Raw genomic sequence first — 23,746 nt, forward strand, 5'->3', positions numbered from 1 at the left:
GTGATCGCCACGCTGGCAAAAACGTATGCGGAATCAATCAATTGGACTGACCCGGCGACTCCTTGATTCTACTCCACTGGCCACGCCGACCGCAACTTGTCGCGGCAGATGCTCGCCGCCGACTACCCCACAATCCCCATTTTTAACCTGATTTCTCACTTCGGCGCAGCACTCAACCAACAGCATCTCTAACGAGATACGGTATGACAACGATTTGGGAAATGTCAAACGTGTCGCCGGTCTAGGCATCTTCATACCACCTTGGCCGATACCGACTCGACATCACCTCAGTCCATGAGGGTTTGAGCGACGAAGAGATCAACTCCATTGTTTCACCACAATGCCGACACTTCGGTACCGACTCGTCAGGTTCTTCCTCCGGTTTTTCCTCGGCGACGGTCGGCGGTGTCGATTCCTCGACCGCGCTGAGCCACTCGGCACATTCTTTCATGTAGCGATCGCGATGGTGGTTACTGTAACCGCCATAGCGGCGAGATTTTGTAAAACCCTTGGGCAGAATGTGCATCGACCAGCGGCGGACGAACTCCACGCCGCTGAGGGCGTACGGTGCGCTGGCACCATCGCCACCGCCAGTCTGATTGCCAACCCGGGCCCAAAACTCGACTTTGCCGTCGGCGTGCGAAATTAAGCGACGATCGCTGATCGGGCCGCCAGTCATGTAACGTGCCAAGTATTTCGCAACATGTTCGGGCCGGCAATGCTCGTTCGGCGGGGCTTGGATGAATGACACCCATGTCTTGTTCTCGAATCGACTCAGCCACTCGTCCCAGTTCGCCTGATCCTGCAATGGGCTCCAATCGCCTTCCAGCTTCAGCTTGCCCTTACTCCGCAATCGACGCAGTCCTTTCAAGACAAGTTCGCGGTACAACCTGCGGAGTTCTTTCGCGTCCACCAAATAGGGAGCCGATGAAGGCTTGCCCTTCCGCTTGCGACTATTGATCCAGCCCGGTGCCGAGGGGGCGAGCGACGGTCCGCCACCAGGGACCAACGCGTGTACATGAGCGTGTGCGTCAAGCTTCTGATTCCAAGTATGCAGCACCATCGCAGCCGCCGCTTCAAAACCTTGTTCCTTAGCGATTAGAACGCGCAGGGCTTCCCAAGCGCAGTGGAACAGCAGGTTGTAGATTTCCCGGCGGTTTCCCAATGCCAATCCCGACAATTCCTCGGGCAGCGTGAAGACGACCTGAAAGTACGTCACACCGGGAAGCAGCAACTCGCAAGTCGACTCCAGCCAGTCGGCACGCCGAGCACCGCGACACTGGGGGCAGTGACGATCACCGCAGGAATTGTAAACCGGCGTTTCTGATTGACATCCGTCACAGCGATAGACGTGTCCACCCAGGGCCCGCGTCCGGCACAGCGCCGTCTTGGCAAGCGTGCTCTGCACTTGCGGGACTGCCTGGCCGGAGTGCTTCTTCACGTACTGCGAAGCATACTGCTTGAGCAGTCCAGTAACGGTCAAGCCTGACGGTTGCGATGCCGCCTTGCCGAGTTCTCCGTCTTTGCCACCGGCTTCGCTCTTGGCGTCGGGAACCACAACGCTGGTCGGGCCGGGTTGAGCTGGTGCCAGCTGGCGAAGCTTCCTCAGCCCGGCGGCGATGGGGTTGGCAATCGCCGCGACCAGCGGACTTGCGAGGACACTCATTAGGACTCATCTCATGAACAGACGCGGTCACCCCGCGTCGTCATGTTCAGCACTCAGCGGGCGAAAACCCCAACGCTATTTGCGTGCATGAAAGAATCCAGCCACTCGCTTTCGTTATCCGGGCACCAATTTGGTTATCCAACCCCCCGCAGCAAGAACAATCGCACCGAGGGAACCCACCGAATCGCGTTCGCGGAAAAAGAAGTGCCAGCGCCGATGCAGAACGAGCGGTCTATCGACGGCAGTCCAAGGGCGTGAAGTATCAACCGAGTGACGCATCCAACTCAGGGTGGGGACGTTGCTGAAGCGAGAGACCAGCCTTGCCGTCTCGCCATGGCTCGCCGACTACTGAGTCACCTCCGCACAAATCGAAGCGACCGATCACGATCGATTAAGTTCAACGTTTAGGATCACTGCCCTCGCACGTGGAGGCATTTTTTGTCGATAGGCGTGGATGCGAGCGCGGTGCATCCTATTGTTGTACTGGGCACTATGGGCGGTTGCAAGTCGCGAATCAACGGCTCAGTAATGGCTTTGCGGGCTTAGTGTTTTACCATCGCCGGCAGTGGTGGAAATACAATTTGGCGTCGTTGCTTGATATCGCATCCTCCGCAGCGCGCACCTTCGGTTCCTTGGGGTGTCGCGTTTTGCTTCGCATGGAGGTGTTTTTGAGAGCGCGTCATGCGGCTTGTCCGTGAGTTGATTGACGAAAGGCGGCCGCAGGTGGTGACCGCCCGGCCTGAAATGAATGGTGGCTGACCAGAATCGCACCGCACTTGGGGCACCGGCACGCTGAATCCATGCCAGCCGCCTCGCAGACCTCCTGCCAACTCGGTGGTGCTGACCCCTCGCTCGACAGTGCGGGCTCGCCTAACGCTGCTCTCGCGATCGCCAGTTTGGAATGCGGGTTGCCGCAGTACAGCCCGTAGCCTCGCACGCACTGGTAGGCTCGTGGTGGCACGTGCTCGAACCAACGGGCTAGAAACACGTTGACGGGCAGTCGCATTGCGCCTTGACGCTTGCCGTCGCCGCCCTCGAGTTCACTGAGCCGGTAGCGGAACTTGACGTACCCATCTTGTTCGTTGATCAATCGCGAGTTGCCCATCGGGCCGCCCTTGATATAGCGTGCCAGATAGGTCGTGACGCTCTGGCCATCGCGGTAGGCGTCGTGAATCTTGACATTCCACGCATCGCTGAGCTTGAAGAGCAAGGCATAGAATTGGTTGCGGGTCAACTTCGGTGGCAATCGTAGCTTGCCCTTATTGAGCTTCTCTCGCAGGATGGCTTTGAACTTGCCCCGAAACTTGATCATTAAAACTTTGCGTGGTAGCAGGCATTTCTTCTGCGGCGTAAGCCACTCTCCCGTATCGCTCAAGCCGCCCGCCGTGACGAGGACGTGCAGGTGAACGTGGATATCGAGTTTCTGGTTCCATGTGTGCAGGGCCGCCAGGATACCGGGTCGCCCGCCAAGATACTGTGGATCATCGAGCAGTTGCGAAAGTGCTTGCGAAGCGGCGGCGAAGAGCGTGTCAGCGAACTCGCGTTTGTTGTAACGCCAGAGTTGGTTGAGCTGGTGTGGGACGGTGAAGACGATGTGATGATGGGGCACGCTGAGCAACCGTTGCTTCCATCCATTGAGCCATTTTTCGCGAGGCAGCCAAGCACATTGAGGGCAACACCGGTGCAAACACGAGTTGTAAGCGACTTGGTGGTAATGCCCTTCGGGGCAACTGTTAACGTGACCGCCCATTTCGCGAGTTCGGCAGTGGATGATGCACCACGCCGCGTGCTGCATGTCAGGCGTCAATTTCCTTGTTGACGTAAAAGCGTCGAGATGCCGAGTGAAAAGAGTTTGCATGTCGAGCGACATTAGACTCACCTACCAAAGCGTCAAGCTCGTCAACGGGATTGATGCATTCCCTGCACCTGTATCCCAAAAAAGAAAAAACAGCGAGCGAAGCTCATCAATATAACTGTTGGTTGGCATGGATGCCAACCTTCTGCCCGCAGGGATGCGGCCAGCCACCTGGACCCTGGGTTCCACGCGGTGCTCCGGAGTGGCTGGTTTGAGATCCGCAATCAGCGAGAGATGTCCGACTCGCCAATACAACGGTAAAATACCTTAAGATTCTCCGTGGCCAGTACAACGGCGGCGATATGCGGGCGGCGGCGAGCGACTCAACCACCGCGAGAACGGCTACCAACGCCGCTCAGCATCATCGCATTGTTACCCGCCATTTTCAATGTTTGAGTCGATGAGTTCGTAAGCAACAGGATACCAATACGATTCGATCCAGTCATCACCGATCGGGGCGATGCGATCAACCGTCCAACCGGCCTCGCGCATCGAGAACATCATACTGTCGGCGGCGGGGGCGTTCGTTGAGTGAATAAGAGCGGGGCAAGTCGCGTTTTGCGTGGTGAGAAATGTCGACACGTCGCGTCCGTCACCGGGATCAGGATCATCGGGCGAGTCGACGAACAGGTCATGGTCAAGGCACAACAAGCACGGCGTCGCATCGAGCAACGAATAGGCTGCAATGAAGGCTGGCGCAGAACGATAGACGTCAATTCTAGCGTCGGGATGGTGAAATGCGACGATGGCATTAAATCGCCGGATGCGGTCCCGATCGTCTTCGAGCATCACGAGGTATCGCATCAGCGTTAGGTTATGCGGGAGTCAGTCGGGTAACAATAGTTTCAACCCTTGTCAGTAGGGTCGTATTCGGGAATTTTGCCAATACGACCTGAGTGAGTTGGGGTGTTTGACCAATATCCCGCAGGCCTCTGTGGTGGTAGTCGATGATAGTCTTCTCGGGACGCAAAAGCAACCTCGCTAACTCGAAGGATCATTCTGATGACACTTTTGAAATTTGAGATCGCGGTGGCGTCTGCCGATGGCGTGGGGGAGAGCGACCGGGTTTGGTTCCCGAAGTGGCTGCGGCGGTGTGCGATGACGTTCCCCCAGGGCCTGGTAAACGAGTTGGCTGTCAATCGCGAAACGACGCTGCAATTTTCCCGCATGTTGTTGGAGGCGGGGGCTCCGGCTTGGCAGCGTTGGCAGGCGGTGAGGTCTCTGGAGTGTTATCGCGACTTGGTGCTGGGACGCTCCGAGCCAGATTTGTCGAGCATCCTTGCGAAACTCGCGCAATTGGGCAAGCCAGAACGCAACCTCGCCTTGGAGGTACCGCCGACCGAGGAGGAATTGGCAATTATCCGTGGCAAGATGGATCCTGCCGAGCCCGTGCTGGTTCAGACGATGCGGGGCGACATGCGTGTGCTGCACTACTCGATGGCGACGGAGAAAGCATACGTGCGGTGGGTCAAGCGATTCATGGGACACGTGGGGTCCATGGAACTGGCGCTGTTCAACGAACGGGATATCGAGTCGTTTTTGACCAAGCTGGCGGTCACTGGGCAGGTGGCAGCGAGCACGCAGACGCAGGCGCAATCATCGCTGCTGATTCTTTACGAGTGCATCCTGGGCAAGCGGGTACGAACATCCGTGAGATCCTGCATTTACTTGGACACAACGATGTGAAGACGACGGAAATTTACACGCACCCCCGTAGTCGTGCATGATGTCGTCAAAGGTAACTTCGTCGATCCGGCAATCATTCGCATCGCCGTGTCCATAGATCAGAAAAGCACCGGCGCTGCTCTGAGAGTCTGCGATGAAGCAAGCATTCTCATTGTATTGGTAACAGTCTTCGAATTTCTCGAGGACGCTATACCCGACAATCGCTTCTGATTCCTGGCGTTTCATCTCTTTTCCTGTCTTCGTCGAGGCGACCTGTTAAACCAGCTGGTTTTGGAAGCCTCACTGCCGGATGCACCTTCGGTTCGGTCGGTGACACTGCCGGAGTTATCACCGATTTAAGAGGACAGCAGATCACCGATCGCTCCAGCGGCAATGATTATGAGGGAGGCGAGCCCGCAGGTCAAGCTTTTTGCGGAACGTGTTGACGTCGCAACTGTCATGTTAAGAAATTTGCCCATATGTGCCATCAACACTTACGACGAGATGACGGTCGCCGTGGACTAGACCGCCTCGATGCACGTCCTGGATAGTTTCGGATTTTGGCCTGAGTTAACCGCCCGTCAGCAATGTCGCGACGCCGCCAACATTGGCAGTGGTTTCCTGTCATTGAGCTGATGGGCAATTAGCGTGCGCGGACGCATGATGGCCAGGTGGTTGCGGCATGTTGCCCGGGGAGCGTCGACGGGCTGCGCGATAAGATGTGCAGCTACCCAAGCTCCTTAAAGGTGGGATTGAACTGGTGCACCTCACCTACCATCCTCAGCAACCGAATGAGTCCGTCGCCGCTCCGTTTGGAGATAGCAACGCGTCATAGGCGGCGGTGCCACTTCGGGCAGATCCTGCTTCGATGTGGCCAAAGTGTCGCCACTTGCTTCCTTTCTTCGCCGTCGGGCCAAATCCGCTCTCGATCGCCTGCTCGGCGATACTCTCGCGGGTTGCTCCGACTTTCTCGATGACGTGTCACCGTCGCCAACCCATTGAAACTCAACCGGTCCGCGGCCATGGTCGAGCGAAGTTGTTTACTTGCCGACCGACACCGTCCGCCTAGGTTTAACATCCGGATTTTCACATGGGCTCAGTTGTTCGACGGTTCGCGGTTAACACGGCGAGGAGTCTTTGGCGAACCGTTGGTCGCTGATAGAATCCGGAGCAACTCGCCGACAGACACCGACCTCTGGCCCAGGACCGCAGGCGATCCATGGACTCAGACGCACTGACGGTGACAGGAACCACGTTCTGAGTCGCCAGCTTCAGTGAAAGATCCAACATTGCCGACAGACGACAGCAGGACTTGATCACGGCACCCGTCCAGTTCGTGTCACCGGGAATGTTCTGCGAGGGATCAATTTCATAGAGCCCCCGGTAGATCTTCCAAATCGCGTCCTTCTCTTCACGACTGGGGAGACCAAGAAAGAACACGCCGTCAAAGCGTTCGCTACGACTGAACTTGGGTGGCAGCTTGGAAACGTCGTTCGCTGTAGGTGTCGCTATCCGGCAAAGTGAGAGTGGCTCAAATTCCTCAACCGAGGTTCGATTCTTCATCGCTTCGATTGTACCGGGAGTAGAGAAGTTTGCTCGCTACGTACGCGGTCGCTGAGCGATCGAGAACACGCTTCATTGGTGCCTCGATGTGACATTCCGCGAGGATGAAAATCGAGTCCGCGAGCGAAACACTGCGAACAATATGGCGTGGCTGAAATGCTTCGGCCTGGGCATGCTGAAGCAGCAAGACGGCAAGCACAGCGTTGCGATGAGGCGACGAGCCGCTGGCTGGAACGTGGACTATCTCGCTAAATTACGGGGAATTCCCGTGCTATCGTGTGCGTTTGCCGTGTTCTACAGACTTTGCCGTGCTCTACAGACGTTGACGGACGCAGCACTTTTTACTCGCAACTTCCTCACGGCGATGAACAGCGGCCTCGCAGAAGAACCAAGTCACGGGAAGCTGCAATCTGTCTTTGATTCCGCTCGTTGAAGAGCTAGGTCCTTCAGCGTATTGTCCCTCAGCGTCTTGTCCCTCAGCGTCTTGTCCCTCAGCGTCTGTCGGTGCTCGATGACAGACGCTCCCCTATCGAAGCTCAAACCGGCGTTCTGCCACCGGTGCACCCGAACACTTCCGCCGTGACGTAGCTGGCCTCGGGACTGGCCAGCCAAACGTACAAAGGAGCCAGTTCGATGGGCTGCGCAGGACGCTTGAACAACGTGTTGTCACCGAAATCCTGCATGTGGTCTTGGGGAATCGAGCCTGGGATCAAGGGCGTCCACACCGGCCCGGGAGCGACCGCATTGACACGCACTCCGTGCTCAATGGCCAATTTCGCAAGCCCCTTGGTCATCCCCAGCAGCGCGGACTTGGTCGCAGAGTAGGGCAGCAGATACGCCGACGGGTCGTAGCCTTGGATCGACGCCGTATTGATGATACTGCCTCCGGCGGGCAGCCGTTTCAGCACGGCGCGACACAGCCAAAACGCCGCGTAGACGTTCGTCTTGAAAATGCGATCGAACGTCTCGGTCGACCACTCATCCATTTCTTCACGCGTTTCCTGGTACGCCGCATTGTTCACCAGTATGTCGAGCGTACCGAGTTCATCGAAGGTGCTGTCGATCAATAATTTGCAAAACGCCTCGTCTCGCAAGTCACCGCGAATGACAGCAGCCCTGACGCCAGCCTCTCTCACCAGTTCAGCGGTTCGCTCTGCGTCTTCGCTCTCGGATAGATAGTTGATCGCGACGTTTGCCCCTTCCCGGGCATAGCAGAGCGCAACAGCGCGACCGATTCCGCTGTCACCACCTGTGACCAGAGCCGACAACCCATTCAACTTCCCAGAGCCACGATACGACTGCTCGCCGTGATCGGGCACCGGCTCCATTTGCGATGTCGTTCCGGGCATGTCGATCGTCGGTTGATCTGTGAATGGAGGTTGCGCATAGGCTTCGCGAGGGTCAACTAGCTGAACTCGTTCGGTGGTCTGCGTGGACATGGGAATGGCTCCTGCGATGGCTGAGGTGGATGGGCCGCTTGAGTTGGGATATTTGATACTACGGCCAACGCCAGATTCGCAAACCGCGTTCCAATAAGTCTGCGACGAAGAACTGCTCGACCAATCCTGCCAGGGCAGCGACCTAGCTCGCGATACAAAACCGTCCATCCGGGCTCATCGTGGGTAGAACCAGCACCCTGACTCTGCACTCGGAAGATCGCATCGATGCGATTGTCGTCGCGACTCAGTCCGAAGCACGTTTCGGGCGGGTGAGCCAACAAAACGCGTCGAATTAAATGTGGCTAGTGTCGCCAGACGGTGGAGACCACGTTCTGGCGAACATAGCCACTCGGGCTATTCATTCGCCCTCGCTGAGTGAGTTGACGCAACCCGGGATGGTTTTGTCTGCCCATCGCTCAGCCTGCTCGGTTTTCGTTACGTCGGCGGCTTCTGCCACACGCCGTCCTCTTCTTCCGCGGTACGACAAGCGATGAAACATCGCACATTTCCAGGAATCAACCGGAGGCCAAAGATTCGCGTCGCAAACCGCGGCGTTCTGGCACACGAATCGCATATCCGCATCTCTCCATCGTGCAACTCTACATCCCTTTCAAACGGAGAATTCCAATGACCATGAAAACCCTCGCCGACGCCTTCTACGACGAACTTCGTGACGTCTATAGCGCCGAGAAGCAACTAGTCAAAGCGCTGCCGAAAATGGTCAAAAAGGCATCATGCGAGAAGCTAACCGCTGCCCTCGAAGAACACCTCGCTGAGACGCAAAAGCAAGTTGACCGAGTCGAAAGTGCATTCGAGGACACGGGCAAAGCCGCCAAGGCCAAGACTTGCGAAGCGATGAAGGGGCTCATCACGGAAGCCGAAGACATGCTCAAGGAAGACGCTGATCCGGCCGTCAAAGATGCCTTCATCATTGCCTGCGCTCAAAAGATCGAACACTACGAGATCGCGACCTACGGAACGCTCTGCACGTGGGCCGAGGCACTCGGATACGACAACGCATTAAAACTGTTGAAACAGAATATCGACGAAGAGGAGTCGGCCGACAAGAAACTTTCGCAGCTCGCCCAAGCGATTAACAAAGATGCGTTAACAGTTGGTTAAATCACTGCCGCCTGAAGCCGTGGTCGATTCGGGCCACGGCTTCCTCTTTTTGACACACCACCATCAGGCACAAGCTCATGACCATCCAGGCCGCCATCCCCCGTCGACGGGCATACAGGACTCGCGCTGTTGCGGTGATGAAAGAATGGTTACGCTGCCCGTCGCAGGTCGCTTCGATTATACCCAGCTTTCCGTTTCTTACCGAACAGATTGCTGATCGCGACTGCGTACGATCCGCCCGACGAATCGTCGACCTCGGACCAGGCACCGGAGGGACCACAGAAAGCTTGCTGGAGCACGCGGGCCCCGATTGCCGTGTCCTGGCGATCGAGAAAACCGCAGGTTTCATTGAACCACTAAGAGAGATCGGCGATTCACGCCTGACAGTCGTGCTGGACGACGTCGTGGGCCTGGAACGCGTGCTGATGATGAACGACTTTCAATCGCCCGACGTCATCGTGTCTGGGATTCCGTTTTCGTCTCTGGATTCTGAAACCGCCGAGTCGGCGATAAAGGCAATCCATCGAGACCTCGTTGTCGGCGGCACCTTCATCGCCTACCAACTGCGAAGTCATGTTGTGTCATACGCTGAACCACTCTTTGGACAGCCTTCCGTCAGCGGTGTGCTACTGAACCTACCGCCCCTGCGTGTGTTCACATGGACCAAGGCCGCAGAATGATCGGGCGCGTGACGACAAGCTGCCCGGAACGAATGAACCATCCGTTGCACCTACGTTCCGATGGCGCAGACAAGGGAAGTCATGGAGGGACACAGCACGATTCACACGCAATCTCGCAGTTGCGATAAACACGGGGCGTGGAGAGGAAGCAATGCCTAGGAGAAATGCGAATTTTCGTTGATGTACCACTCGGTAAAGTGCTAGGTCACTCGGAACCTTTGGGTTCCTCTTAGTGACGAGCGGCAAATCAGTGGCCGAACGCTCCGCGGTCGGAATGGTCGACCGCGGAGCGTTCGGGGGCGATATCAGACCGCAATTTTCCGCTCGTACCTTATTGACGAAATCACGGCAGGCGACAGCCCCGGACGTCAGTCCGGGGAACCGGTTGCGAACAACGGCCGCGTAGTCCTGGAGGGACGGCAGGTGTTTTGCACGGCAAACGATTCGCGGGAATAACGCGAACAACACCTGCCATCGCTTCGCGATTTCGAATGGCTGAGCGCTGGCGTCCCCGGACTGGCGTCCGGGGCTATCGCATACCACCGCTTTGCGGTTCCGGAGACACGCCGCTCCAGCTGACCACTTCCAAAACCGCCCCCGTCGATGTTTCCAGACGGAGATCTGCTCACGGGCGCGGCGCGATTGAGCGTTCGCTGCAGAACGCTGCAACCGCGTCTTGAGTTCGTCCTAGTGACGAAGTCACGGCAGGCGACAGCCCCGGACGTCAGTCCGGGGAACCGGTTACGAACGACGGCCGCGTAGTCCTGGAGGGACGGCAGGTGTTTTGCACGGCAAACGATTCGCGGGAATAACGCGAACAACGCCTGCCATCGCTTCGCGATTTCGAATGGTTGAGTCCCCGGACTGGCGTCCGGGGCTATCGCATACCACCGCTTTGCGGTTCCGGAGACACGCCGCTCCAGCTGACCACTTCCAAAACCGCCCCCGTCGATGTTTCCAGACGGAGATCTGCTCACGGGCGCGGCGCGATTGAGCGTTCGCTGCAGAACGCTGCAACCGCGTCTTGAGTTCGTCCTAGTGACGAAGTCACGGCAGGTGACAGCCCCGGACGTCAGTCCGGGGAACCGGTTACAGACGACGGCCGCGTAGTCCTGGAGGGACGGCAGGTGTTTTGCACGGCAAACGATTCGCGGGAATAACGCGAACAACACCTGCCATCGCTTCGCGATTTCGAATGGCGGAGCGCTGGCGTCCCCGGACTGGCGTCCGGGGCTATCGCAGGCCACCGCTTTGCGGTTCCGGAGACACGCCGCTCCAGCCGACCACCTCCAAAACGGCCCCCGTCAATGTTTCCAGACGGCGATCTGCTCGCGGGCGCAGCGAGATTGAGCGTTCGCTGCAGTCGCGTCTCGAGTTCGTCTTGAGTGCGTCCTAGTGACGAAATCACGGCAGGTGACAGCCCCGGACGTCAGTCCGGGGAACCGGTTGCGAACAACGGCAGCGTAGTCCTGGAGGGACGGCAGGTGTTTTGCACGGCAAACGATTCGCGGGAATAACGGGAACAACACCTGCCATCGCTTCGCGATTTCGAATGGCTGAGCGCTGGCGTCCCCCGACTGACGTCCGGGGCTATCGCATACCACCGCTTTGCGGTTCCGGACAACGTGCCTTGTCCCTCTGCCTTGCCCCTCTGCCTTGATTGTCCGCCAGCCACTAATGGTCAATTAACTGCCGTTGAGGACCCCGAATGACCTCGGCGTGCGCACCGCAGGCGGCCTGTGGCCCCCATTCGGTCAGGCGACTCGATCGCGCCCGCCCAGCATGCACTCGATATTACCAATAAGTATCGAATTACTGTTGAAATTGCTCTCACGCCAGAGTCGTTGCCGGCCGCGTTCTTCTTTCATCGAGAATGCCAGTTGAGGGCAGCAGGGGGGGGTTAGCGAAGACGGGGTAAATTCTCTGGTAGTTTCAGTTAAAGCGTTGCCTCGGCCCATTAAGATGGTAGGATAGGATAGCTGTTACGGGGTCGGCTTGGAACATTTGTCGAGCGGCTAGCCATGGAGCCATTGCCGCGAAAAATTTAAAATGATCATCCGAATATTTCAGTCCGTGACGGCGTTTGTGGTGGCCTCTCTGGCCATGGCAGGACAAGGCCAGGCAGCGCTCATCACGACCATATTCGCCAGCAATAATGGTGGGAACAGCGGTGGACTTGTCTATTTTGACATCAATGTCCTCAGCCCCACTGGGATTTCTATTCAGAAAATATTTTCCAACACCCAAGAGTCATTCACTGCAGGAAGCATGAATATCTACACTCGGACGGGAACCTACTCAGGGTTCACGGGTAGTGGTGCCGGGTGGACGTTGGCCAGTTCCGGCCTGGGGGATTCAGGAGGGTTCGACTCTCCCTCTGAGTTTGATGTCGCGGATTTCATTTTGGGACCAGGCGTTACGGGTATCGCCATCGAATCGGAGTTCGACGTTTGGGGGCACAGTTACACAAACGGGACTGGCGGCAATCAATTCTACAGCAACGGCGACCTAACCATTTCGCTGGGGGCTGCCACCAACGGCGCATTTAATAACGGCACCCCTTTCACGCCACGGGTTTGGAACGGAAGCATCCAATACATCGACGCGTCTTCCGTGCCGGAGCCTTCGTCGCTGGCTCTGATCGGCGTGGGTGTCTGCATTGCAGCAGTCAGGGCTCGTCGCCGTCGACGTCAAACGCAGCAAAACGTCTGAACTGCGTGGCAGCGATGGCTCATGTTGTGATGCACGTCTTCTTGCTGGCAGAGAAGCTCGTTGCGAACGTTCTCTGGCACGTCAACGCGGACACATTTAGGGGCGCCCAACTGTTTCACCACGTGGACATCGCCCCGCACGAGGTCGCCCAACGCGGCCCATCGGTCACGCCGTGAAATGAGCGATGCCGAGTGATGTCCCCTGATGTGTTCGTTGATCCGAAGCTGTCCCACTGTGGTCGGCGAGCTTCGGTTTGCCGAGGACGTTTTTCGAGAAAATCATCGGACCGTTGAGCGATGCTCGCCAAACTCCAGTCACCACGGAAGCACGCTTCCGTCGGATGAGCCAAAATTGTTCGAATCGAAAAGCGTGTTAAACCGCATCAAGAACGAGCGTTTGAAAGCGTACCATGGCGATATTCGCCAGTCTCGCACACGCGTCGGGCTTGACCGTGTCCGTGCCGAACAGGTACCAAGTTGCCTGAACTCTCGATTTTCCCGAACTCTCTTTTTGCTCGAAGGTCTGTGTTTCATGTTTCGATCCGTATTAGTTGCCCTGGCGGTCACGCTCGTATCTCTGGGGTTTGTGAACAGCCAAACGGCTGCTGCCTCTGAAGTCGTCTCGTACCGCTGCGAAAAATGGACGACCCGGCATGAGCATGACCAAAAGCAGGCCGACCAAATCGTGGACACGCTCAAGAAGCTCAAGTGCGAGGTAGAGCAACACAGTCATGGCAACCACTCAGACATCAAATATCGCTGTCCGAAGTGGCTCAGTCACAAGACCAAGACCCACGAAGATGCCCACAAACTGCAGGCGTGGTTGAAAGCGTTGAAGTTTGAGACGAAGCACGAGCACTAACACGAACCGGCCGGCGAAAGCCGACGTGAAGAACCGTGATATGATCAACGCGTGGGCATCCCACCGCCCTTGCTCGCAGGACCGCGGCGGATGAGCAACGCGGTTCAACGAATACCGGGAAAACTCGTTTCCCGGCTCGTTGATCTATTCCAAAATCCCCCTACTGAACACCGAATCTCATGTCCAAATCAGCCATCACTGTGAGTCTAGTCCAGGAGGCCCGCGGCGGGCCGTTTGTATTTTGGGACGGATTGCCAGATGCCTTTGCACGAGCTGCCGCACTCGGTTTTGATGCAGTCGAGATCTTTGCCCCCGGTCCTGACGCGGTTGATCGGACGGAACTGCAACAACTCGTCGACAGCACCGGGCTCGATGTGGCGGCAGTCGGGACGGGAGCCGGAATGGTCAAGCATGGTCTAAGTTTGACGGATCCGGATGCGGGCCGGCGGGCGGCGGCGCGAGATTTCGTGGCCTCGATGATCGACTTCGGCGGCCAGTTTTCGGCTCCCGCGATCATTGGTTCCATGCAAGGCCGCTACGGTGGTGACGTCGGCCACGAACAGGCACTCGATTACCTTGCCGAATCGCTAGAAACGCTCGCCTCGCAAGCTGCCTCGTACAACGTGCCGCTCATCTACGAGCCACTGAATCGTTACGAAACCAACCTGATCAACACGGTCAACGACGGCGTTGCATTCCTCGGTCGGCTCTCGACTGATAATGTCAAACTGCTGGCGGACCTGTTTCATATGAACATCGAGGAAGCAAATATCGCCGAAGCGATTGTGGCGGGTGCCAAGCACATTGGGCATGTGCACCTTGTCGATTCCAATCGCCGGGCCGCTGGCTTGGGGCACATGGATTACTCACCGATCGCCTCGGCACTGCGAGCGATCAACTACGAGGGTTACCTGTGCGCCGAAGCGTTTCCGCTCCCCGATTCGCAAACAGCGGCAGAAAAGACGATCGAACTGGTCCAGCAATACTTTGCCTGAGAGCAGTCTCGATGAGATTCACTCACAGCCCTCTGGACCGTGTGTGAGTGGCCCAACGCAGTCGGCTCGGCAAACCGAGCGCGCCCCCTGAACCCTGAACCCTGAACCCTGAACCCTGAACCCTGAACCCTCCCCCTCTTCGCTACTCCAATACGTGTGCCGGTACGGCAGCATGCGATTGCTGGGTGTCATGACGGCAAAGGAATCATTCCGCTATGGGGAGGAAATTGTCATCCATAGTGATCGTGGCACTGAGATTGGCACAGTGCTATGCGAAGCCACACCGGCGGCAATCGGTGGTTTACACGAACCGACGAGCGGTCGCATTCTTCGCCGTCTCGATTCGACCGATCGTGGTGATTGGTCTCAAATGTCCGCAATGACGCGGCGAGATCTTGCCGCCTGCCAACCGCATGTGGAGCAATTGAAGCTGCCGATGCAGTTGATCGACGTCGAGCGTTTACTTGGTGGCGAACGGGTAATTGTTTATTTCGTATCCGAAACGCGGGTCGACTTCCGGGCCCTGGTCAAATTGCTGGGCAAGCAATTTCAAACTCGCATTGAGATGCGCCAGATCGGAATTCGCGAGGAGGCGAAGCTGCTGGCGGATTTCGGTGATTGTGGACAAGAGGTCTGCTGCAGCCGTTTTCTCAGCAAGATGCCGCCGGTATCAATGAAAATGGCCAAGTTGCAGCGTGCTTCGCTCGACCCCACCAAGATCTCCGGTCGCTGCGGGCGACTGAAATGCTGTTTGCGATATGAGTTCGACACCTACGAGGCGCTGGCGGCGGAACTACCGCCGATCGGCAGCAAGATCTTGACCCGTGACGGGACGTGCCGCGTGATCGCTCAGGACATCCTGGCCGGTCAACTGATTGTTCATACCGAGGACCAACGCCGGATCATGGTCCCCCGCGGCGAGGTGATCCAGGTTCTCACCGTCGGTACTGGACCGCCGGTTCGAGCGAAAAAGAAACCACGCAGGACTTAGATAAAACGCTCTCAGGAGTGTCACCCCCCGCCGATCACGAGTACAATTCAAATGAATCGGAGCGATATTTTTCCACGGCAATCCGGTTCATTTTAGTCCTGCTCTCAATTTTTCTCTTGCCGAACTCACGCCCATGACCTCGCCCCTCAAAGCCATGCGGGATCTTCTTCGTGACGATCCCCGTTACAAGCTCGAAGCCTATCAATTCATTCGTGAGTCGCTGCAATACGCCCATGAGAACCTTGATCGGATCGGACCACTGGGGTACTGCCAGGGCGACGAACCCGATGTCAATGCGCCCCGGCACCTGACCGGCCAACAACTCTGCGAAGCGTGCCGTTTGTACGCGATCGACCAATACGGATACCTCGCGCACATGGTACTGGGACGCTGGGGACTGCATTCCACCAGCGATTTCGGTGAGCTGGTTTACAACCTGATCCGCATCGAGCAAATGCGAAAGAGCGAAACCGACCGCCGCGAAGACTTCAACAATGTCTATTCGTTCGATCAAGCGTTTCAACCGCAATTTGAACTGGTTACCGATGATGCGGAGTAAGCATCCGGTGGACAGCGGCAGTCTCATCTCGCTCCGCAGCAGTTGCGTTCGAGTATGCTTTCGCAGAGCGAACGTCGACACACCAAGCCCCGTCCACCGCGAGCATCGAGCGACTCCGGGCGTGCTGTTGACCTGCCTGCTGAGCGCATTGATTTCGATAGGGTATGGCCCGGTCACCGCGCGATCAGATGATCCGGCGACGTCCCTGCGTGGTAACACGGTCGCGACGCAGCCAAGCGATGCAGGAAGTGCGACGACCGACCAAGCAGATCCGCCCCGGCCCGACGAGCGGGCGCGCCGCACCTACATGGGCCGGATCGTGGCGCAGCCAATGTCGCATCTCGGTGCGAACTGGCTGATTCGTCCCGAGCGGAACGACGAGGAAAACGCACTCGAAGCACTCGGTGAACTCCAAATCAAACCCGGCATGACGCTCGTCGACCTCGGTTGTGGCAACGGGTACTGGACCTTACCCATGGCTAGGAAGTGTGCGATCCAAGCAGCGGCGACTAAAACCGATGCGACCGTCGATTCCAATCTCGAAACCAGCACTGATGCCGGGGAGTCGCTCGCGGGCCAGGTGCTGGCCGTCGACATTCAGCCTCAGATGCTGCAGAAATTGCGTCAGAACATGCTGCGTCAGGGCGTCGACAATATCCAACCGATTCTCGGCACAGTCGACGATCCGCGACTGCCGGCGGGCCAAGTCGATCTGGTGCTGCTCGTCGATGTGTACCACGAGTTCTCCCATCCAGAGTCAATGCTGTGGGCGATCCGGCGGAGCCTGAAGCCCACCGGCGTGATCGCGCTGCTTGAATACCGAGCGGAAGATCCTGAGGTTCCGATTAAACCTCTGCACAAAATGCCAAAAGCCCAGATCATGAAGGAGTATGCGGCGTCCAACCTGAAGCTCGTCCGAGAATACAACGAACTGCCCTGGCAGCACCTCATGTTCTTCGCCCGCGACGACAGCCCGCTGCCCGAGATCGAGCCGAAAGGGCCAACCGAAACTGAATAGACTGACTCGACACGTTAGCCAAAACGTGGCCCCCACCGCGCCTGGTCAGCAGTGGCCGCGAAGTCAATCGCCCTGCCGACATCCAGTAAAATTTTCGACTAGCCAAACGCTAACTGTCGAGTCGACCAAGTGACTCCCCCCAAAAGAGTACGTGTCATCAAACTGGGAGGCAGCCTGCTCACGCTGCCCAATCTCAAAGAGCGATTTCAGCGGTGGTGCCGTGAGAACCCGCACCCGCTGAGCTTGATCATTGTCGGTGGTGGTGGCATCGTTGACGCTGTACGCGAGATCGATCGGAACCATGCGCTGCCCGAGGATTTTGCGCATTGGCTGTGCATTGACCTGATGCGGCAGAGCGCACGTTTGGCGCACCAGATCCTCGGCAACGTCGATCTATTCGAAACACACGAACAGCTTCAGCGGTCCCTTGCTGGACCAACGTCGCCTCCGACCAGTCCGATCCTAGCGATCGTCCAGGTGGGCCTCTGTTTCGACCGGGCGTATCCGAATCGAGGTCTGCCCGAGAACTGGGAAGTCACGTCCGACGCTTTGGCGGCGGCATTTTCGCAGATGTACGCAGCCGAAGAGCTGGTGGTGATGAAGTCGAGCGATGCCCCTGGCGATGCATCGCAGCTTGAAAAGCTTGCCGCCGCAGGCTTCGTCGATCCGTACTTTGCGGATTTCGCAAAAGCGATCGACAAGGTCACGTTCGTTAATTTACGAACCGAGGGCGTTTCCCAACAGGCATAAAAAAACCTCGCAACACACAAGGTTTTGCGAGGTTCTTTTCGTTGTAGCGGAGGACACGAGACTCGAACTCGCAGCCCCTTACGGGGTACCTCAGTTCCAGTGAGGCCGCTCACCAATTCGCTTATCCTCCTCTTTGATTCCGCATTCAGCGGCGTGTTGATCTTCAATATCGAGACCAACGACCCGCCCGTCACGGAATCGTGCCCGTCCAAAAGGTGACTTTGAACGTGCAGGCCATAGTTTGCAGTACGAGCCCGATTTTGGCAACACCCGCCCGCATTTTCGAACGTAAATAGGCCCGTGAAGGAAGAAAAAGTAACTTTCATGCGATTTTGGTGTGGTCATTTCGCTACAATCATGGTGTCGGACCGGGGCGGTCCGACTGAAACGGGCGATCTGACAGCGAGTCGTGAGCGCCGTGATAGGGGTTCGCAAACTCAAAAATTGAAGGATGGCACTTATGCGGGATGAAACGTCGCCAACGCCTCGCCAAGCTGAACCACGCCAAGCTGAAACACGCCGAGAAAACGCTCGCGACGAAATCGCGAATACACGTGAACTCATCGCGTTTCGAGTTGCCGTCGCTCGGCCAGAAAACGGGTCGCTGCTCCCCGCCCAAGAGATGCCCCCCAAATCGATTGAAACCGTCGACATCGAACGCATCGACAGCCAACATGTCGACAATGCCAAGAGCGACGATGAAAAAACAGGGATCGCGACCGCTACGGTGGCCACCTCCCAACCAGCGATTGTCGGGGCCACCGACAACCTGGCGCGGCGCGAGCACGACGCACCCTGCCCACCGCCTATCGCCGCCCCCCTGTTCATCCCCACGCCACCGCCCGTCCTCAGCACAGATAGCGTCAATGAGGTGCCGGAGGAGAACGTCGACTCCAGTGCCCGGAGCGACAACAGCCCGATCATTCAAAGCCTGACGCTGATCGCATCGATGATCGTGATGCTGCTGATCGCACGATTCAGCGTCCCCCGAATTGTCGAAGAGGTGCGATACTCTTGGCACCGCGGCGAATTGCGAGCCGAGTATGAAATGGGTGGCGAGGGCTTAAAAAATGTCTCCCTCGATTCGCTCAGCCGCGCCTACGAAATGGTCACGTCCGTCGTGGCACCATCGGTCGTACACATCGAAGTCAAACGCAAACCGACGGCGACGGACGAGCAGATGCACAAGTTGCTTGGCGGCGATTTCTTCGGGATGTCGGATCAAGGCAGCGGAGTCGTCGTCGATAAAGACGGGTATGTGTTGACGAATCGACACGTCATAGCCGGCGGAGAATCCATTTCACTGACGTTGAGCGATGGCCGTCGATTGCCCGCGCGGGTCGTGGGCAGCGACGCGTTGACGGATCTCGCCGTCCTCAAAGTCGAAGCGGATCGCTTGATGCCGATCCGCTGGGGTGACAGTGACAAACTGCGAGTGGGATCGCCGGTGTGGGCCGTCGGCAGCCCCTTCGGACTCGATCGCACGATCACGTTCGGTATCCTCAGCGGCAAACACCGGTTGGTTCGCGCCGGTGAGCAACACGGCGCCAGCGGGAGCTACCAGGATTTCATGCAGAGTGACGTGGCCGTCAACCCAGGCAACAGTGGCGGCCCGCTCGTCGATGCGAAAGGCACCCTCGTGGGGATTAACACCGCGATCGTGGGTGATACCTACCAGGGCGTCAGTTTTTCCATTCCCAGCAATCTGTCAAAACAGATCTATGAGTCCATTCGCGCTACCGGGCGAGTGCAACGAGGGTATCTCGGCGTGAGCCTGCAGCAGGTCCCTGATGAGCTATTGATGAGTGAAAACACCCGTGTACGCGGTGCCATGATCAACGCCATCGCCAGCCCCGCGTCGCCCGGCGGCTTAGCGGGCTTGATGAGCGGCGACATGGTACGCCGCGTCGATGGTGTCGAGATCCAGGACGTCGGTCACTTAATGCGGATCGTGGGCGCCGCTGGCTCGGGCGCGGTCATTCAGTTGGATGTCCAGCGTGGCGACGAGGCGCTGCAACTGACCGTGAACCTGGGCAACCGCCCCTTTGAACTCGATCACTAAAAAGGGCCCGACGAGAGCCTCATGTCCAGCTCCGCCGATCCTTCCGAGTGGACAACGAAGCACCTGCGAATAGGCCCTTGGAGAGACCCCCGAAATTAGCCGCTGGGCGTTTGACGGCAGTCGACCGCATCCGCCAACGCGAAAAACAGAGAGAAATCAGCTTCTCCGTGGTGACGGGCATGGACCCAACCATGAACGACACGAAATAGATCCACGCTGACTTTTTGTGTGATTCATGGTCTCAAAAAACACATCGGAGACACATCGTGTCTGCTGATCCAGGAAGACTGCACGAAACACTGAACATCCCAGCGAGGTGGAACCGCTCGGATTGGTGAACTACGCCAGCACGTAGCGTGGGTCACTCAATCTTGCTTGAGCTCGGTAGGCTTTCGCGGCGGCTTCGGGGTAGATCGCGTTGATCATGGCACCGGTCGAAAGCTCAAACCCAGCCAACCGCGAGACCCGCGGGAAGATGTCCATCGCCCAGTGCTGCGATTCGGTGGCGCCATTGAACGCGACGGGGCAAGTATGAATGAGCATGTTGTAAGCGGTGCCGGGGCGAAGTGCTTCGAGCCAGCGAACGATCCGCAGCGTCAGCCGGGCCAATTCGGCGAGTGGCCGGGCGCGCAGATCGCTGAAGCAGGGCAAGTGTTCTTTCGACGTGATGCGAACCTGCATCGGAAAGCGACTGGCGAAGGGACAGTAGGCAACGAACGAGTCCGTTTGGCTGACCACGCGGTTTTTCTGCTCAATTTCGGCCCGCAACAGGTCGCATTGCAGGCACGATCCGACGCGTGCATGGTGAGCTTGCAAGCGACGTGTTACTTGCTGGACGAGTCCCGGCACCCGATTCGTCGCAATCAGTTGCGAGTGACTGTGCTGCAGCGATGCGCCCGCATCCCGACCCACGTTTTTGAAAATGCTCACGTGCTGCACGCCTGGAACGTTTCGCCAGTAGCGAACGCGTTCAGCATACGCGGCAAAGACGAGCGAGACTTCCGCGGTGTTCAGTTCTCCAAGTGACTCCGTGTGACGAGGTGATTCAATGATCACCTCGTGTCCGCCTCGGGCCGCGTCACATGGAAACAATTTGCTGGCCGATGAGGCACGGCGGCGTGATCCAATTGCAGGATGAATCGTTTGTGCGTGTTGGTACGACGTCAGCGCCGTACTGGAGCGGTGCATTCGTGCCGAAACAGGCATCGCTTCGTTCTCAGAGCGGTTATCTCCAGCATCCGCATCCGGAGTGCGTACGCCCGCATCCTCAAGACGCGTCACGGCGGGATACAGATTCGGAACCACCCGCACCGACCAAGCATCCGCCTGATCGCCGGCGACGGAAGTGGCGACGGCGTGTGAGCCGCTTACATCGTCCAGTCTCGCGACCCACACCGGGTCCGGTGTTCGGTCTTCCTTTCCACAACAGAAGGGACAATCGAGCTCCACTTTGGGTTTCGCCGCACTGTTGGCATATTGATCGGGGCGTTGCGAACGGGTCGTGGCGAACCACGTCCATTCGCCCGTAATCAGGTCCAAGCGAGATTGCCCTGCCTGTGGATCGTGTGTTTGCGCCGGATTCGCCATCAGGCTGGAGATGGACTGGGCCTCGGGATCCGCGGATTGCAAATGAATCGCCTCGGCGGACGCGCGAGAATCGACGCCTGCTCGATCAACGATCGCTGGGATTTCTCCCGAGTCACTCAACGAATCGTCCGTCGGGCACTGCGTGGGCGCTTCCGCCGTCGAACACGGACCCGAGAAAACAGCTTTCAGATTGCACAGCCGGCTGTCCGTTCCGCCCAAATTCGTTGTCGGCACCTGATCCTGGCCATCCCCAGCGGCGCCGTCGGCCTGCGGCTGATCCGCATCGGGACCGATCGCCGGCAGCGTCTCTGCCACGGATTGGGTCTGGGTGTCCCCCTCCTGAACTCGCGATGGTCGATCGCTCAGACGGAGCTGTCGGCTGTCACGACGCGTTCGTAGGCGTCTGCCGTTGAGATCAACGTGCGAGATAGGCATGATGGATTCCGTTGGGTCAGAGACAGGTTCGCAGGAGCATACTCTGGGGTTATCGCGGCGTTGTGCGATAGTCAACCGCTTATTCTACGGAAATTTTACATCCTGATAGGGGGTGAGTTGCTATCAAAACGCATCTCAGGTGCGGTTGGCTTCAGACTGGAGATCCCGCATTCTGTTTAAGGGAGATCGTTTTCGCGTAGAGATTGATGTACTGGGATGCACTAGCCCCCCATGACCAATCGCACGCCATGCCGCGTTCGACAATTTTTTTCCAGATTTCTTTTTCATGGAATCGCAACCGCAACGCATCACCAATGGCGATCTCCAACGATGCCGCATCGTGAGACCGCATATGAAACCCGGTCGCTGTTTCATCCGCGATCGTATCTGGCGTGGTGTTAACAATCGTATCGGCCAATCCGCCCGTTTTTGTCACAACACAGACGGTCCCGTATCGCAGGCTGTACAACTGGTTCAAGCCACACGGCTCGTACCTGCTGGGCATGAGAAACAGATCGCTGGATGCTTCGATACGATGCGCCAGAGCATCACTGAATCCGATGTAGGCAGCAATTTGGTCAGCGTGTTCAGACGCCAGCCACGCCAATTCACTCTCGATGACTGGATCCCCACTGCCCAGCACCGCCCACTGCGTGGGGCGTCCTTCCCGCAGATGCTGACGCATCACCGGTAAAATCAGATCCCAGCCCTTCTGGTCGGCGAGCCGGCCGACCAATCCGATCAACGGAACGTCCGGGTTACTCGGCAATCCCAGTTCCGCTTGCAGAGCGAGCTTGTTCTCGAGCTTGCCCTCCTCCCAGGTGGTGGTGTCGTAGTTGCGGACGAGATTAATGTCCTTCGCTGGGTTCCAGATTTCGGTGTCGATCCCATTGATAATTCCACTGACGCGGTCGCCCAAGCTACGGAGGATCGCATCGAGGCCGCAGCCGTGCTGCGGAGTCTTGATCTCGTCGGCGTAGGTGGGGCTGACGGTGCAGACCTGATCGGCGGTGACGATTCCTGTTTTGAGAAAATTCATGCCGCCGTAGTACTCGAAGGAGTCACTGCGAAAGCGATCCCACGGCAGACCAGTCGACTCAAAATTCCCCGCGGGGAACGCGCCCTGATAGGCCAGGTTGTGGATCGAAAGCACCGTAGGCGTATCCTGAGGAAAACCGTTGGTACCGTTCTGAACGAGTGCGGGAACCAACGCCGTTTGCCAGTCATTGCACTGGATCAAGTCGACCGGCATGTGCATCCGCTTCATCACCTCGATCGCGGCGCGGCAGAAAAAAATGAATCGTTCGGCATTATCGCGATAATCGCCGTGTTTGTCGCCATACAGGAACGGGCGTGAAAAGTACTGCGGCTGATCAATGAAATAGACAGGGACGTCGCTACCGGGCAGCTGGCTCCGCAACACACGGCCACCGACGACGCGGGCGCCGGGCATCTCGATCGCGAAGCTCATGTCGGTTTGCTCAATCGACATGTGGGAGCGTCGAATTGAATCGAAGGCGGGCATGATCACAGCGCAGCGGTGACCAGCTTCTGCGACAACGCTCGGGAGTTTACCGCAAACGTCAGCCAAACCACCCGTTTTTGCAAACGGGACCGCTTCGGTAGTAAGATAGACAATGTTCAATTCAATACCCAGAGTTGGCAAATCAAGTCCTGACGTCGTACGGATGCCACATGGCGGCACCGCACACAATAAACTAAAGCAAACATACAATGGGAAATTCGCCCAAGACGATTTCCCCATCACCCTTTTTTCGTTCGTTAT

At 57.6% G+C, this 23,746-nt stretch carries 20 protein-coding genes and 1 tRNA gene; 13 read left to right on the top strand and 8 right to left on the bottom strand.

Translation table 11 applies throughout. The features are described from left to right. Positions 1-241: 241 nt before the first annotated feature. The 3 genes from SH410x_RS16285 to SH410x_RS16295 all read right to left on the bottom strand — a co-directional run bounded on the left by SH410x_RS16285 (position 242) and on the right by SH410x_RS16295 (position 4,325). On the bottom strand, positions 242-1,666 hold the full coding sequence (locus SH410x_RS16285; protein WP_473668486.1) for an IS91 family transposase: 1,425 nt from the start codon (positions 1,664-1,666) through the stop codon (positions 242-244). A 679-nt stretch (positions 1,667-2,345) separates the two neighbouring features. Beyond that, entirely contained in the window at positions 2,346-3,536 is a 1,191-nt protein-coding gene (locus SH410x_RS16290; RefSeq protein WP_473668902.1) for an IS91 family transposase, read from the bottom strand. 357 nt (positions 3,537-3,893) lie between these two features. Beyond that, a complete protein-coding gene (locus SH410x_RS16295; RefSeq protein ID WP_473668904.1) occupies positions 3,894-4,325 on the bottom strand; it encodes a cyclic-phosphate processing receiver domain-containing protein in 432 nt (143 codons plus the stop codon). Positions 4,326-4,523: 198 nt separating this feature from the next. Between SH410x_RS16295 and SH410x_RS16300 the strand changes: the two genes are divergently transcribed. After that, on the top strand, positions 4,524-5,207 hold the full coding sequence (locus SH410x_RS16300; protein WP_473668906.1) for a site-specific integrase: 684 nt from the start codon (positions 4,524-4,526) through the stop codon (positions 5,205-5,207). A 1,065-nt stretch (positions 5,208-6,272) separates the two neighbouring features. Here SH410x_RS16300 and SH410x_RS16305 read toward each other — a convergent pair. After that, entirely contained in the window at positions 6,273-6,749 is a 477-nt protein-coding gene (locus tag SH410x_RS16305) for an AAA family ATPase (RefSeq protein ID WP_473668908.1), read from the bottom strand. 88 nt (positions 6,750-6,837) lie between these two features. Here SH410x_RS16305 and SH410x_RS16310 point away from each other — a divergent pair, with 88 nt between their 5' ends. After that, entirely contained in the window at positions 6,838-7,182 is a 345-nt protein-coding gene (locus SH410x_RS16310; RefSeq protein ID WP_473668910.1) for a hypothetical protein, read from the top strand. A gap of 103 nt (positions 7,183-7,285) precedes the next feature. Here SH410x_RS16310 and SH410x_RS16315 read toward each other — a convergent pair whose 3' ends face one another. Further along, positions 7,286-8,188 carry an SDR family oxidoreductase gene (locus SH410x_RS16315; RefSeq protein ID WP_473668912.1) on the bottom strand — a complete coding sequence of 301 codons (903 nt, stop codon included), beginning with the start codon at positions 8,186-8,188 and terminating at the stop codon, positions 7,286-7,288. 627 nt (positions 8,189-8,815) lie between these two features. Here SH410x_RS16315 and SH410x_RS16320 point away from each other — a divergent pair. From SH410x_RS16320 to SH410x_RS16365, 10 genes are all read left to right on the top strand, one after another. Further along, positions 8,816-9,310 (top strand): YciE/YciF ferroxidase family protein, encoded by a 495-nt coding sequence (locus SH410x_RS16320; protein ID WP_473668914.1) that lies wholly within the window; start codon positions 8,816-8,818, stop codon positions 9,308-9,310. Positions 9,311-9,447: 137 nt separating this feature from the next. Then, on the top strand, positions 9,448-9,990 hold the full coding sequence (locus SH410x_RS16325; RefSeq protein WP_473668916.1) for a class I SAM-dependent methyltransferase: 543 nt from the start codon (positions 9,448-9,450) through the stop codon (positions 9,988-9,990). Positions 9,991-12,039: 2,049 nt separating this feature from the next. Further along, positions 12,040-12,702: a PEP-CTERM sorting domain-containing protein gene (locus tag SH410x_RS16330; protein ID WP_473668918.1), complete on the top strand. Its 663-nt coding sequence runs from the start codon at positions 12,040-12,042 to the stop codon at positions 12,700-12,702. A 14-nt stretch (positions 12,703-12,716) separates the two neighbouring features. Further along, positions 12,717-12,878, top strand: a complete 162-nt coding sequence (locus tag SH410x_RS16335; RefSeq protein WP_473668920.1) for a hypothetical protein — start codon at positions 12,717-12,719, stop codon at positions 12,876-12,878. Positions 12,879-13,233: 355 nt separating this feature from the next. Further along, positions 13,234-13,563 carry a hypothetical protein gene (locus tag SH410x_RS16340; RefSeq protein WP_473668922.1) on the top strand — a complete coding sequence of 110 codons (330 nt, stop codon included), beginning with the start codon at positions 13,234-13,236 and terminating at the stop codon, positions 13,561-13,563. A gap of 179 nt (positions 13,564-13,742) precedes the next feature. Further along, positions 13,743-14,558, top strand: a complete 816-nt coding sequence (locus SH410x_RS16345) for a TIM barrel protein (RefSeq protein ID WP_473668924.1) — start codon at positions 13,743-13,745, stop codon at positions 14,556-14,558. Between the two features lie 172 nt (positions 14,559-14,730). Next, positions 14,731-15,549, top strand: coding sequence for a PSP1 domain-containing protein (locus SH410x_RS16350; protein WP_473668926.1), 819 nt, complete (start codon positions 14,731-14,733; stop codon positions 15,547-15,549). Between the two features lie 133 nt (positions 15,550-15,682). Further along, positions 15,683-16,108 (top strand): Minf_1886 family protein, encoded by a 426-nt coding sequence (locus SH410x_RS16355; RefSeq protein ID WP_473668928.1) that lies wholly within the window; start codon positions 15,683-15,685, stop codon positions 16,106-16,108. A gap of 205 nt (positions 16,109-16,313) precedes the next feature. Further along, complete coding sequence (locus tag SH410x_RS16360; protein ID WP_473677328.1) at positions 16,314-17,126, top strand: class I SAM-dependent methyltransferase; 813 nt, start codon at positions 16,314-16,316, stop codon at positions 17,124-17,126. Between the two features lie 129 nt (positions 17,127-17,255). Next, positions 17,256-17,876: a hypothetical protein gene (locus tag SH410x_RS16365; RefSeq protein ID WP_473668930.1), complete on the top strand. Its 621-nt coding sequence runs from the start codon at positions 17,256-17,258 to the stop codon at positions 17,874-17,876. A 47-nt stretch (positions 17,877-17,923) separates the two neighbouring features. Here the strand turns inward: SH410x_RS16365 and SH410x_RS16370 are convergent. Beyond that, positions 17,924-18,006, bottom strand: a tRNA-Ser gene (locus SH410x_RS16370). A 330-nt stretch (positions 18,007-18,336) separates the two neighbouring features. Between SH410x_RS16370 and SH410x_RS16375 the strand changes: the two genes are divergently transcribed. Then, positions 18,337-19,938, top strand: a complete 1,602-nt coding sequence (locus SH410x_RS16375; RefSeq protein ID WP_473668932.1) for a S1C family serine protease — start codon at positions 18,337-18,339, stop codon at positions 19,936-19,938. A gap of 339 nt (positions 19,939-20,277) precedes the next feature. Here the strand turns inward: SH410x_RS16375 and SH410x_RS16380 are convergent, their stop codons facing one another. Together SH410x_RS16380 and glgA are read right to left on the bottom strand one after the other, a co-directional pair. Further along, entirely contained in the window at positions 20,278-21,960 is a 1,683-nt protein-coding gene (locus SH410x_RS16380; RefSeq protein WP_473668934.1) for a galactose-1-phosphate uridylyltransferase, read from the bottom strand. Between the two features lie 151 nt (positions 21,961-22,111). Further along, positions 22,112-23,605: a glycogen synthase GlgA gene (glgA, locus tag SH410x_RS16385; protein WP_473668936.1), complete on the bottom strand. Its 1,494-nt coding sequence runs from the start codon at positions 23,603-23,605 to the stop codon at positions 22,112-22,114. Positions 23,606-23,746: the final 141 nt, after the last annotated feature.

The sequence above is a fragment of the Rhodopirellula sp. SH410 genome, from assembly GCF_055811895.1.